General features: G+C 38.7%; 10 protein-coding genes, 2 tRNA genes and 3 pseudogenes. 7 read left to right on the top strand and 8 right to left on the bottom strand.

All coding sequences use genetic code 11. The features are described 5' to 3' along the window. Positions 1 to 11: 11 nt before the first annotated feature. The 3 genes from ribE to ribH all read left to right on the top strand — a co-directional run bounded on the left by ribE (position 12) and on the right by ribH (position 2,500). On the top strand, positions 12 to 659 hold the full coding sequence (ribE, locus tag NYR89_RS04970) for a riboflavin synthase (protein ID WP_278225784.1): 648 nt from the start codon (positions 12 to 14) through the stop codon (positions 657 to 659). 63 nt (positions 660 to 722) lie between these two features. Further along, positions 723 to 1,928, top strand: a complete 1,206-nt coding sequence (locus NYR89_RS04965; RefSeq protein ID WP_279446583.1) for a bifunctional 3,4-dihydroxy-2-butanone-4-phosphate synthase/GTP cyclohydrolase II — start codon at positions 723 to 725, stop codon at positions 1,926 to 1,928. 110 nt (positions 1,929 to 2,038) lie between these two features. Then, positions 2,039 to 2,500 (top strand): 6,7-dimethyl-8-ribityllumazine synthase, encoded by a 462-nt coding sequence (gene ribH / locus NYR89_RS04960; RefSeq protein WP_005600491.1) that lies wholly within the window; start codon positions 2,039 to 2,041, stop codon positions 2,498 to 2,500. A 178-nt stretch (positions 2,501 to 2,678) separates the two neighbouring features. Here the strand turns inward: ribH and NYR89_RS04955 are convergent. Then, positions 2,679 to 2,755 (bottom strand) — tRNA-Arg (locus NYR89_RS04955). A gap of 39 nt (positions 2,756 to 2,794) precedes the next feature. Next, positions 2,795 to 2,871 (bottom strand) — tRNA-Pro (locus NYR89_RS04950). A gap of 191 nt (positions 2,872 to 3,062) precedes the next feature. On the opposite strand from NYR89_RS04950, the gene folD reads away from it, so the two are divergent. Together folD and NYR89_RS04940 are read left to right on the top strand one after the other, a co-directional pair. Continuing rightward, positions 3,063 to 3,920 carry a bifunctional methylenetetrahydrofolate dehydrogenase/methenyltetrahydrofolate cyclohydrolase FolD gene (gene folD, locus NYR89_RS04945; RefSeq protein ID WP_279446582.1) on the top strand — a complete coding sequence of 286 codons (858 nt, stop codon included), beginning with the start codon at positions 3,063 to 3,065 and terminating at the stop codon, positions 3,918 to 3,920. A gap of 149 nt (positions 3,921 to 4,069) precedes the next feature. Then, a pseudogene (locus NYR89_RS04940) lies at positions 4,070 to 5,607 on the top strand (OFA family MFS transporter). A gap of 89 nt (positions 5,608 to 5,696) precedes the next feature. On the opposite strand, the pseudogene dapA reads toward NYR89_RS04940, so the two are convergent. Both dapA and NYR89_RS04930 read right to left on the bottom strand, forming a co-directional pair. Then, positions 5,697 to 6,593: pseudogene (gene dapA / locus NYR89_RS04935) on the bottom strand (4-hydroxy-tetrahydrodipicolinate synthase). Between the two features lie 153 nt (positions 6,594 to 6,746). After that, a complete protein-coding gene (locus NYR89_RS04930) occupies positions 6,747 to 7,688 on the bottom strand; it encodes a Kdo(2)-lipid IV(A) acyltransferase (protein WP_279446581.1) in 942 nt (313 codons plus the stop codon). A gap of 164 nt (positions 7,689 to 7,852) precedes the next feature. Here NYR89_RS04930 and hpf point away from each other — a divergent pair, with 164 nt between their 5' ends. Further along, entirely contained in the window at positions 7,853 to 8,164 is a 312-nt protein-coding gene (hpf, locus tag NYR89_RS04925; RefSeq protein ID WP_279446580.1) for a ribosome hibernation-promoting factor, HPF/YfiA family, read from the top strand. Between the two features lie 96 nt (positions 8,165 to 8,260). On the opposite strand, the gene greB is transcribed toward hpf, so the two are convergent. The 4 genes and pseudogenes from greB to NYR89_RS04905 all read right to left on the bottom strand — a co-directional run bounded on the left by greB (position 8,261) and on the right by NYR89_RS04905 (position 12,041). Continuing rightward, on the bottom strand, positions 8,261 to 8,749 hold the full coding sequence (gene greB, locus NYR89_RS04920) for a transcription elongation factor GreB (protein WP_279446578.1): 489 nt from the start codon (positions 8,747 to 8,749) through the stop codon (positions 8,261 to 8,263). A 10-nt stretch (positions 8,750 to 8,759) separates the two neighbouring features. Further along, on the bottom strand, positions 8,760 to 9,695 hold the full coding sequence (locus tag NYR89_RS04915) for a KpsF/GutQ family sugar-phosphate isomerase (RefSeq protein WP_279446577.1): 936 nt from the start codon (positions 9,693 to 9,695) through the stop codon (positions 8,760 to 8,762). 126 nt (positions 9,696 to 9,821) lie between these two features. Beyond that, positions 9,822 to 11,113, bottom strand: a pseudogene (gene pepB / locus NYR89_RS04910) (aminopeptidase PepB). A gap of 112 nt (positions 11,114 to 11,225) precedes the next feature. Beyond that, positions 11,226 to 12,041: a 5'-nucleotidase, lipoprotein e(P4) family gene (locus NYR89_RS04905; protein ID WP_279446576.1), complete on the bottom strand. Its 816-nt coding sequence runs from the start codon at positions 12,039 to 12,041 to the stop codon at positions 11,226 to 11,228. 173 nt (positions 12,042 to 12,214) lie between these two features. On the opposite strand from NYR89_RS04905, the gene NYR89_RS04900 reads away from it, so the two are divergent. Beyond that, positions 12,215 to 13,153, top strand: coding sequence for a bile acid:sodium symporter family protein (locus NYR89_RS04900; RefSeq protein ID WP_279446575.1), 939 nt, complete (start codon positions 12,215 to 12,217; stop codon positions 13,151 to 13,153). The last annotated feature ends 5 nt before the right edge of the window (positions 13,154 to 13,158 follow it).

Here is a 13,158-nt window from a genome sequence, read left to right as displayed (position 1 = left end):
GCGGAGGAAAAATGTTCACGGGTATTATTGAAGAAGTCGGTAAAATTGCCCAGATTCATAAACAGGGCGAATTTGCGGTAGTGACGATTAATGCGACAAAGGTATTACAAGATGTTCATTTAGGCGACAGTATTGCCGTAAACGGCGTATGTTTAACCGTAACGTCTTTTTCAAGCAATCAATTTACCGCCGATGTGATGTCTGAAACGTTAAAACGTACTTCATTAGGCGAATTAAAACCGAATAGTCCGGTTAATTTGGAACGAGCGATGGCGGCAAACGGACGTTTTGGCGGACATATTGTTTCGGGTCATATTGACGGCACGGGCGAAATTGCGGAAATCACACCGGCACATAATTCAACGTGGTATCGGATTAAAACCTCTCCGAAGTTAATGCGCTATATTATCGAGAAAGGTTCGATTACCATTGATGGTATTAGCCTGACCGTAGTGGATACCAATGATGAAAGTTTCCGCGTGTCGATTATTCCGCATACGATTAAAGAAACCAATTTAGGTTCGAAAAAAATCGGCAGTATTGTCAATTTAGAAAATGATATTGTCGGCAAATATATCGAACAGTTTTTATTGAAAAAGCCGGCGGATGAACCGAAAAGTAATCTTAGTTTAGACTTTTTAAAGCAGGCAGGATTTTAAAATTTGTAGAGACACACGCAGTGTGTCTCTACCGACAAAAAATGTATATTTTAGGAAAATAAGATGACAGATTTCCAATTTTCAAAAGTAGAAGATGCGATTGAAGCGATTCGTCAAGGTAAAATCATTTTAGTGACTGACGATGAAGATCGTGAAAACGAAGGTGATTTTATTTGTGCGGCGGAATTCGCGACACCGGAAAATATCAATTTTATGGCAACTTACGGCAAAGGTTTAATTTGCACACCGGTTTCAACGGAAATTGCTAAAAAGTTAAATTTTCATCCGATGGTGGCAGTCAATGAAGATAACCATGAAACGGCGTTTACAGTATCGGTGGATCATATTGACACAGGAACGGGCATTTCTGCTTTTGAACGTTCAATTACCGCAATGAAAATTGTAGATGATAATGCGAAAGCAACTGATTTCCGCCGCCCGGGACATATGTTCCCATTGGTGGCAAAAGACGGTGGCGTTTTAGTACGTAATGGTCATACCGAAGCAACTGTGGATTTAGCTCGTTTAGCCGGTTTAAAACACGCCGGTTTATGTTGTGAAATTATGGCAGATGACGGCACCATGATGACCATGCCGGATCTACAAAAATTTGCGGTAGAACACAATATGCCGTTTATCACGATTCAACAATTACAAGAATATCGCCGTAAGCATGATAGCTTAGTGAAACAAATTTCTGTGGTAAAAATGCCGACCAAATATGGCGAATTTATGGCACATAGTTTTGTTGAAGTGATTTCAGGTAAAGAACACGTTGCGTTAGTCAAAGGCGATTTAACGGACGGTGAGCAGGTATTGGCACGTATTCATTCGGAATGTTTAACCGGTGATGCTTTCGGCTCTCAACGTTGTGATTGTGGTCAGCAATTTGCCGCGACAATGACACAAATTGAAAAAGAAGGCAGAGGCGTTGTACTGTATTTACGTCAAGAAGGTCGTGGCATCGGTTTAATTAATAAGTTACGTGCTTACGAATTACAAGATAAAGGGATGGATACCGTTGAAGCGAACGTTGCTTTAGGTTTTAAAGAAGACGAGCGTGAGTACTATATTGGTGCACAAATGTTCCAGCAGTTAGGCGTGAAATCGATCCGTTTATTAACCAATAATCCGGCAAAAATTGAAGGGTTAAAAGAGCAAGGACTAAATATCGTTGCACGTGAGCCGATTATTGTAGAACCGAACAAAAATGACATTGATTATCTAAAAGTAAAACAGGTAAAAATGGGGCATATGTTTAACTTCTAACTTTAACAACCGTATGTAGTGTTAGGGATGCAAGCGTTGCGTCCCTACTATAAAATGATACAAGCGGTCACTTTTTTATAAAATTTTGCATATTTCAAGAGGACAAAAAAATGGCAAAGATTACAGGTAACTTAGTTGCGACAGGTTTAAAATTCGGTATCGTAACCGCACGTTTTAACGATTTTATCAACGATAAATTATTAAGCGGTGCAATTGATACGTTAGTGCGTCACGGTGCCGATGAAAATGATATTGATACGGCATGGGTTCCGGGTGCATTTGAGATTCCGTTAGTCGCAAAAAAAATGGCAACCAGCGGTAAATATGATGCGGTAATCTGTTTAGGTACGGTAATTCGCGGTTCAACAACTCACTATGATTACGTATGTAATGAAGCGGCAAAAGGTATCGGTGCAGTTGCATTAGAAACCGGTGTACCGGTAATTTTCGGTGTATTAACCACAGAAAATATCGAGCAAGCAATCGAACGTGCGGGCACGAAAGCAGGTAACAAAGGTTCAGAGTGTGCATTAGGCGCAATTGAAATGGTAAACGTATTAAAAGCGATCTAATTTTTTCGTTTACAAGTTAAGAAAATAAGCGGTTATTTTTTATTAGATTTTGATAAATCAGAATAAAAAAGTGACCGCTTTTATTTGACTTGAGATGTGAACGTTGTCTGATAAACTTTATTGAGATTTCAATAAAGAAAAGATGAATAATATAAGAAATTAATTTTAGAAAAGATAATGGCACGCCCTAAAGGATTCGAACCTTTGACCCACGCCTTAGAAGGGCGTTGCTCTATCCAGCTGAGCTAAGGGCGCAATGAAATAGATAAGGAAGAAATATTTATGAGGATAAAGTGGTCGGCGAGATAGGATTTGAACCTACGACCCACTGGTCCCAAACCAGTTGCGCTACCAAGTCGCGCTACTCGCCGACTGAAAAGTGAGTTTTATTATAGACTTATCTTAACTCCCGTCAATCTCTTTTTTTAAGATAGAGAATTGATTGCTTGAACTTTGCTCATTAATGCAAATAGAACATAGACCTATATCTTTCTTGCAAATCGTCAGTTTTCTGACACAATAGCAAACGTTTGCAATTCATATCAAAATTAGAGGAGAACCGATGTCCGCACAAATTATTTCAGGCACGAGTGTCGCAAAACAAGTGAAAGCAAATATTGCTGAGCAAATTCAAGTTTATACGGCACAAGGAAAACGTAAACCGGGGTTAGCAGTGATTTTGGTAGGCATGGATCCTGCCTCTCAGGTTTATGTAAATAGCAAGCGTAAAAGTTGTGCCGAAATTGGTATTGAATCGAAATCTTATGATCTTCCGGCAGAAACCAGTGAAGCAGAATTATTAGCAATTATTGAACAATTAAATAATGATGAGTCTATTGATGGCATTTTAGTGCAATTACCGCTACCGAAACAGATTGATGCAACGAAAGTCACCGAAGCGATTGTGCCACATAAAGATGTAGACGGTTTTCATCCTTATAATGTAGGGCGTTTATGCCAGAAAATTCCTACTTTACGTTCTTGTACTCCATACGGTGTAATGAAATTATTGGAAAGTACAGGCGTAAATCTTGCCGGTTTACACGCCGTTGTTGTCGGTGCATCAAATATTGTCGGTCGTCCAATGGCTTTGGAATTACTGCTTGCAGGCTGTACTGTAACCGTTACTCACAGCCGTACCAAAGATTTAGCTTATCATATCTCGCAAGCAGATATTGTAGTTGCCGGTGTAGGCAAACCAAATTTTGTAAAAGGTGAATGGATTAAAAATAAGGCGATTGTCATTGATGTTGGAATTAATCGCGTGGAGGGAAAATTAGTCGGTGATGTAGAATATGAGGTAGCGGCACAAAAAGCGAGTTTTATTACCCCTGTGCCTGGTGGCGTTGGTCCAATGACGGTTGCGATGTTGATGCAAAATACGCTTCAGGCTTACCAAGCTCATTTACAAGCGGTTTAATTTTAATTTATTTTTACATAAGCCTCTTTTTAAAAGAGGCTTTTTTATCGGAATTTCTTTTGTTTTTTCTTACGCAAACGTTTGCGTGAGCATGAAATGCTGTTATAATTAAGTTAAATTATTGTTAATAACCTCTAAATGGAGCTTCCATGTCATTCTTAGATCGTGAAAAAACGATTGCACCTCTGCAATTTAATCGCTGGCTTATTCCTCCTGTCGCACTTGCCGTACATTTATCTATCGGACAAATTTATGCTTATTCGGTATTCAATGCACCACTAACGAAAGTTATTGGTATTACTCAATCAGTTGCTGATGACTGGAAGCTAACAACCGTTGGTTGGGTATTTAGTATTGCACTTGCGGTATTGGGGGCTTCAGTCGCACTGTTTGGTACTTGGATGGAGCGTGTTGGTCCTCGTAAGGCAATGTTTGTTGCAACGATCTGTTTTAGCTTGGGTTTTTTAGTCGTCGCTTTTGGTATACATACACATAATCTATGGTTGTTATATTTGGGGAACGGTGTATTAGGTGGAATTGGTTTAGGACTTGGTTATATTGGCCCTGTTTCAACGTTAATGAAATGGTTCCCTGATAAGCCCGGAATGGCAACCGGTTTAGCGATTATGGGCTTTGGCGGCGGGGCAATGCTCGCTTCACCAATTTCTGTGGCATTAATGAATTTCTTTAGTAGCCCTACGTCTGTCGGTATTGTTGAAACCTTTATTGTATTAGGCATTTTCTATTTCATCTTTATGATGTTTGGCGTGTTTACCATTCGTTTGCCTCACCCGGAATGGAAGCCAAAAGGTTTTGTTGCGACACCATCTACTAATAAACTCGTTAGCTCACATAATGTCGGTGTAAATAAAGCAATGAAAACACCACAATTTTGGTTACTGTTTTGGATTTTATGTCTAAACGTAACGGCAGGAATCGGTGTGCTTGGTCAGGCATCGGTAATGATTCAAGAATTATTTTCCGAAGTTTCGGTCGGTAAACAAGCGGCAATCAGCACCTTAGCCGACCGGATTTGTCGGCTTACTCAGCTTGTTTAATATGGGAGGACGTTTCTTTTGGTCGAGTATTTCGGACAAAATCGGACGTAAAAACTTATACTCTATTTTCTTCTTATTGGGATCGGTACTTTACTTTCTGATTCCGTCATTAGGGGAGAGTGGCAATAAAGCCTTATTTGTAATCGGCTTCTGTGTGATTATTTCAATGTACGGTGGTGGCTTTGCCGCGATTCCTGCCTACTTACGTGATTTATTCGGTAGTTATCAAGTTGGAGCAATCCACGGTCGAGTATTACTTGCGTGGTCTACGGTCGCAGTAGTTGGTCCTGTACTCGTAAACTATATTCGCCAGATGCAAATTGATAGTGGTGTACCGGCGAGCACAAGCATACAGCATTACAATGTATATTATGGCAGGTTTATTAATTATTGGACTGATTTGCAATTTAAGCGTGAAAGCCGTGCATGAAAAACATCACGAGTTACCGATTAAAGAGGCGGCACATAGTGTAAAACCATGTGATGAAACCGTGATTTCGGATACTTATTTGGTTGCAGAAGAAGTTGTTCATGGTGGCTGTATGGTGTGGTTACGTTGGATTATTGTTACTGTTCCACTTGCTTATGGTGTGTTAATGGTATTCGCTAAAGTTGTGGAACTGTTTTAATAACGTGTTGTAACTTTTAGAAAGTTTAACTGCTTATTGAATAAAAAACCCCGTATCAAAGTACGGGGTTTTGTTTGAGTCACAAGCGGTTAAATTAAACCAGCTTTTTGTAATGCTTGCTAATACGGTTGGTTGAGCATTTTCTGATAAGGTCGTTAATGGTAAGCGTAAATTCGGCTCACTAATTAAACCTAATTTATAGGTCGCCCATTTTACTGGGATTGGGTTTGCTTCAATAAATAAATCATGGTGTAATGCCATCAAGCGTTGATTAATCGCTTCCGCTTCTTCAAATTTACCGGCTAAGGCAAGTTCACACATTTTTGCCATATCTGCTTGCAGACAACATTATTGGTTACTGAAATTACACCTTGACCACCAAGTTTCATTGATTCTAAACCAGTCGCATCATCACCGCTTAAGAAAATAAAATCTTCACCAGCTAATTGCTTGATTAATGGAAGACGAGTTAAATCACCTGTTGCTTCTTTTACACCAACAATATTTGGGATTTCAGCTAAACGACCGATGGTTTCTGGTTTTAAATCGCTACCGGTACGGCCCGGTACGTTATATAAAATTTGTGGTAAATCAGTACATTCAGCGATTGCTTTATAGTGCAAATACATGCCTTCTTGAGTTGGTTTATTATAATAAGGTACAACACTTAAACAACCTGCAACACCACTACCGTTTAATAATTTTGTCATTGTGACAGCTTCGCTAGTTGCATTTGAACCAGTTCCGGCAATAACCGGAATACGTCCTGCGACAAATTCCACGGTTTTCTTGATTGCCTTAACATTCTCATCAATGCTCAATGTGGTTGATTCACCTGTTGTACCGACAGATACAATACCATGCGTACCGGCTTCGACGTGATATTCAACTAATTTTTTTAATTCATCGTAATTTACTTCGCCATGAGTCATTGGGGTTACTAATGCAACGATACTGCCGTGAAATAGTGGGGTTGCCATAATCATCTCCTGTATTTTTTGTTATGTGCAAATTTCTTGTTAGCTTGCAAAATTCGTCTTAAATATGCAAGTATTTTTTGCGGAGAAGCGGTAAAATTTTCGTAAAAATCAGCAAATAAAAAATAAACCCGACATTATATTGCGTATGTCGGGTTATTTTTAATCATATAGATTTTTATCTGATTCTTGTGGACGAGTTTTAAAACGTCGATGAAGCCACATATATTGGCTTACTGATTTAAGAATCTCCGCTTCTACAACTTTATTCATTTTGGTTGCGGTATCCAGTTCATTTTCACATTCACTAAAATCAACCTCAGGGCTGATTTTAACGGTATATCCGGAAAAATCTGCATTTCGGATTGGTGTAAATGGCACGACAACGGTATTCGGTGCAGAACGTAGTAACATACGAGTGCCAGCTGTGGTACAGGCTTCTGATACGGCAAAAAACGGCACAAATACACTATTTTTTCGTCCATAATCGTGATCTGGAGCATACCAAATGGTATCGCCCGCTTTTAAAGCTCTAATCATTCCTCGCAGATCTTTACGATCAAGCATTGCCTTATTTGAGCGTACTCTGCCTCGAAATTGAATCCAATCCAATAGCGGATTATCATTAGGTCGATAAACGCCCACACCTTGATGATGAAGTCCCACAATACGAGCACCCATTTCTAATGTTAGAAAATGTACTCCAACTAATAAAATCCCTGAGTCTGCAGGCTGATTTTTGAGATATTCCAGCCCTTCTATTTTAGACCATTTTAGGATTCGTTTATCCGACCAAAACCACGCCATTCCGGTTTCAATGATCGCCATACCGACGGATTCAATATTTTGCTCTAGAATTTCTTGAATTTGCTCGTTTGAATAGTGTGGGAAGCAGAGTTCTAAATTACGGCGAGCAATACGGATTCTTCGTTTACCAAATCCGAGATTAGTAAATAGTTTTCCTAATCCTTTGCCAAGTTTTACCAATATAGGATAAGGCAAACATAAAATTAATTTAAATAGGCCCAATCCAAACCATAATCCCCAATATTTAGGGTGTAAAAAATCCAATTCAAATGGAGGAATTTTTTTATTCTCGGTCATTTTCCGTTATCCTTCTATTTCGGATAGATTATAAGCAAAAACACAGAAAAAGTGTTAACTAGATCAAATTTTTAAGTTTTACTTCATTTTTTGACTTGATATTTTGGAGTAAAAGTCATATTTTGAAATCAATTTAATAACCCCTTCACAAAGAGGAAAATGCTATGACAATCAATATTTCAAGTAAACAAATGGAAGTGACTCCTGCAATCCGTACCCATATTGAAGAACGTTTAGCGAAACTCGAAAAATGGCAAACTCAGTTAATTAATCCACATTTTATGATACATAAATTGCCAAATAGTTACGAAGTTGAAGCATCAATCGGCACTCCAGTTGGAGAACTTTTTGCGAAGGCTGATAATGAAGATTTATATAAAGCAATCAATGAAGTAGAAACCAAACTGGAAACACAATTAAATAAATTGGTTCATAAAAACGAAGCTCGCCGTACAGATACGACACTAAATGTATAATATTTAAATTATAAATTAAGTAAGCTGATTAAATTGCACCTTAATAATGAGATATTACGAATTATTAAGGTGCTTTTTTATATATTGAAATTATCTCTAATATAATGCTTCTTTCTCATACCAAATTTTATTAATATAAAGTGTGCTTTTGCCAAGTGGCGTATCGACTTTAATTTCATCATCAACTTCTTTGCCAATTAATGCTCTAGCAACAGGGGAATCAATCGAAATCCAATTTTTTGCCGGGTCAAATTCATCACAGCCGACAATACGATATTGCTTTGTTTCACCCTGTTCGTTTTCTAGTTCAACCCATGCACCAAAAAAGACTTTACCTTCTTGTTTAGGGTGATAATCCACAATTTGTAACACTTCTAAACGTTTTGATAAAAAACGAACTCGTCTATCTATTTCTCGTAAACGGCGTTTACCATAGATATATTCTGCATTTTCGCTACGATCGCCTAACGCAATTGCTTCGGAAACGGCTTGTGTGACTTTAGGACGTTCGTCTTTCCATAAGAATTTAAGCTCTTGATCTAAGACTTGCCAGCCACTACGTGTAATATAGTTTGATTTCGCCACCGAAATGCCCTTAACTTGAAAATTCCATAATACCAGATACTTTACCTTCATTATTCAAGGCAATAAGCGAGTGAACGTGAAGCTCCTTCATCATTTCTTCCGCTTTTGCTAAATACGTATCGTCAGCAATGGTTTTTGGTTGTTTCGACATAATTTGTTCCGCTGTTTTAGCTAAACTCTGTGTACCAAATTGAGCAAGTGTACGGCGAATGTCACCATCGGTAATAATACCTTTTAATTCTTCGCCTTGCATAATTAACGCAACGCCCATTCTTCCTTCGTTCATTACACTCAAAATCGTGCTGAAATCTGCATTCGGTTGAGTAACCGGTAGTTTGGTTTGCATGACATCTTTTACGCGATTAAGTAATTTTCGACCTAGGCTACCACCCGGGTGGAAACGTGCGAAATCTTCTGCTTTGAAACCTCTAGCATTGATTAATGCAATTGCCAATGCATCACCTAAAGCCATAGTAACTAGTGTCGATGTTGTTGGTGCTAGATTATTAGGACAGGCTTCTCGTTCAACACTAATATTAAGAATAAGATTGGCGTGTTGAGCGAGGGTTGAATGAGGATTGCCGGTCATTGCAATAATTTTGTTCCCAAAACGTTTTAAACTGGGTAGGAGTTTAATGACATCATCTGTTTCACCACTATTAGAAATGAGAATGACAACATCAATTGGTTTTAACATACCTAAATCACCGTGGAACGCTTCGGTCGGATGTAAATAGAAACTAGGTGTACCTGTGGATGCAAAGGTTGCTACCATTTTTTGTCCGACTAAGCCCGATTTACCGATCCCAGCAACCACGACACGTCCTTCACAGTTTAAAATCATTTCAATCACTTGATTAAATGTACTGTCTAAACGCTGATTAAGTTGACTAATCGCTTGAGTATAAAGACTGAGGGTTTCTTTCGCACACTCTAAGTAATTCATATAAGTTCCTAAATGGCAAAGTAAATAAAATTAGTCATATTATACATAATGCAACAGAAAACCGCTTGTTTTACGCTAATTTTAGCGGAACAAGCGGTTAAATTTTTCGGAAATTTTACAAAAATCTTATTGAGATAAAAGCATATTAGCTAGCGTTTTCATCCCTAAACCGGTTGCACCGGTGCCCATAAATCACTCGCTGTTTTACGGAAAGTGGCTGAAGCATCGATATGCGACCAATTTTGTGCGTAATCTTTAACAAAGTATGATAAAAATGCCGTTGCAGTACTTGCTCCCGCACCGACCGGTACAGATCCGATGTTGGCAATATCGGCAAAGGATGACGAAATTTGTGAGCGATGAAATTCTTCAAATGGTAAACGCCAGAATGGTTCATTTTCCGCTTTTGCCGCATTAAATAAGCGAGCGGTTAATGTATCATCCATTGAAAGTACTGAATGGTAGTCATTGCCGACAGCTACTTTTGCCGCACCGGTTAAGGTTGCCGCATCAATGATAAATTGTGCATTTTGTTCGCTCGCCTCAATTAGACCATCCGCTAATACTAAGCGACCTTCCGCATCGGTATTCAGCACTTCTGCGGTCACGCCATTGCGATATTCAATAATATCGCCTAATTTAAACGCAGTACTGCTTACCATATTTTCTGCACAGCATAGATAAAGTTTTACACGTTGTGTTAAGCCACGACTGATCGCAAAACCTAATACACCGGTTAATAAGGCAACACCGCCCATATCAGTACGCATTGTACTCATTGAATCACTCGGTTTAATGCTATAGCCGCCAGTATCAAAAGTAATCCCCTTGCCGACTAAACAAGCAAGCACCGGTGCATTAATATCGTTGCTTGGATTGAAATCCAATTTGAGTAATGCTGGTTTATTTGCCGAACCTTTGCCTACCGTCCAAATACCGTGATAGCCGTGTTGTTTTAATGCTTCACCACTAATGATTTCTGCTGATACCACATTTTTGCCAAGATATTGTATTGATTGTTTGCTAATAAACTCCGCCGCTTTTTGAGCTAAATTCTCAGGAGTAAGGGTTTCGGAAGATTCATTAATTAAAGTACGAGTAAAATTAGAACAATATACTCGAGCATCAAATTCTGCTTGTTGTTCGGCTAAGTCAGGGTAAGTTACTGTGCCTGCATTACGAACACTAACAAACCCTTGGTGGAATGCCCAACATTCTTCTAATCCCCATTCTGAGCCGACCAGCGTTACATTTAGTATGCCTTGATTCTTTATTTTTCGTGCCGCACGTTGAATGGTGGTTAATGGATCTTTTTGTAGATGGATGGTCATACCGTGTTGATTGGCAGACAGAATTGCATTTTTTCCCCATTGTTCGGGCGCTGAGCGTTGTGAAAGCGTAATATTCATAGTCATCATTTTTATATCCTTTTACATTAGTGTAAGCGGCCTGATTCTAGCAAAAACTTGTAAACAGAAATAGAAAAAAGACCGCTTGTCGCGGTCTTTGGAAAGAAATATCAGGAGAGGATTATTTGCCGTCCCAAGCTTTGATTGCTCCGTGGCGAATATCTACACGGCTTTTTGCATCGCCTTTATAGTAATTTTTATCTAAGCCACCTTCCCAGTCACCGTAATTAGGATTTGGAAGTACAATAAATTGTTTACCGAATTTATCTTTGTTCGCTGAAACAAAGTCACGACGTTCAGCATTTGATTTTTTATAGGTCGCATCGCCGAAGTCATTTAGGTTATCACCTAGGTAAAGTACGATTTCATAACCTTGTTTTTCAATCTCTTCAAAGCGAGGAGTTTTGTTTGATTTATCTTTTTTAAGGAAAAGCGTTTGTTCGCTCACTCCATTGAAACCTAATTCTTTCATATCATCAATCGTTGTCGCTTTTTCGTCGCTATCTTTACGGTTAGACACGTAGAACATTGTACCTTTATGGCTGTTTACATAATTATTAAATTCTACTGCACCGGCGATAGCTTGAGTTTGGCGTGCATTTACCCAACGAGTCCAGCTCTCTCCATCAAATGCGTGATGATTTTTTACTTGCCAGCCGGCATATTGGCTGTTATCCACCATCGTTTCGTCTAAATCAACGACAACCGCTTTTTTCTTACCTTTTGCCACTTTAGCGTGATCAAACGCAACTTTCGCTGTATTGAATGCTTGATGAGCAAGTGCTTGGTATTCACCAGATTGTTGTACCCAGTTAAGGCCTAAAGTTGCTTGTTCTTGTAGAATCATTTCATCGTGTTTTGCGTCGTTATGATTTGCACAAGCACTCAAAATAAATGCAGAGGTTAATGCAATACTGGTTAATTTAAACAATTTCATGGTTTTCTCCTTCGTTTTCGTTCCTTTGAGTTACTCTTAGCAGAATAAGGCTAAAAGTGTGTGAAGATTACAAAGAATATCAGTGATTGTCTATTCACATTTTGAAAAAATTCGGGTAGCCTTTAGTTCCTTTTAACTTAAATCAAATTTAATTCTAAAAATAAGGACACAACATGAATATGTTATTAAAACTGACTCAATTCGTAAGTAAAACCTTTGCGATCTGGGTGGTGGTTTTTGCGTTTATTTCAGCTCAATTTCCGGAAACTTTTAAGCAATTTGTGCCATGGATTCCCTATTTACTCGGTATTGTTATGCTGGGGATGGGCTTAACTTTAACCTTTAAAGATTTTGCAGAAGTCACTAAAAACCCGAAAGCGGCAATTATTGGTGTTATTGCTCAATTTGTGGTTATGCCGAGTATTGCTTTCTTATTGGCAAAAGCGTTTCAATTACCGCCTGATTTAGCGATTGGGGTGATTTTGGTTGGGTCTTGTCCTGGTGGTACGTCATCAAATGTGATGACGTATTTGGCTAGGGGAAATACTGCATTATCTGTGGCGTGTACTACGGTTTCAACCTTGTTAGCACCGGTATTAACACCGGCAATTTTCTATTTATTTGCAAGTGAGTGGTTAGAAATTGATGCGGGTGCAATGTTTATTTCTGTGTTAAAAATGGTACTGCTCCCTATTTTTGTTGGAGTCGTTATTCGTTCTATCTTTAAGCAAAAAGTGGAACAGTTTAGCCAAACAATGCCATTAATTTCAGTAGTTGCGATTATTTTAATTGTTACAGCGGTCGTGTCGGTTAGTAAAGATCGTATTATTGAATCTGGCTTATTGATTTTCTTTGTGGTGGTATTGCATAACGGTTTAGGCTATTTAATTGGTTATATTGTAAGTCGTGTATTAAAATTGCCGATTGCAGACAGTAAAGCGATTGCGATTGAAGTGGGGATGCAAAATTCCGGTTTAGGTCTTGCGTTAGCCGCCTTACATTTTAAAGCAAATCCTGTGGTCGCTGTACCGAGTGCAGTATTTAGTTTCTGGCACAATATTTCAGGTCCGGTCTTAGCGATGATTTTCTCTTCGATTAAAAACGATAAATAATTGCT

The organism is Actinobacillus arthritidis, assembly GCF_029774155.1.
Lineage (GTDB): Bacteria > Pseudomonadota > Gammaproteobacteria > Enterobacterales > Pasteurellaceae > Actinobacillus > Actinobacillus arthritidis.
This window is presented reverse-complemented; position numbering and strand designations above follow the sequence as displayed.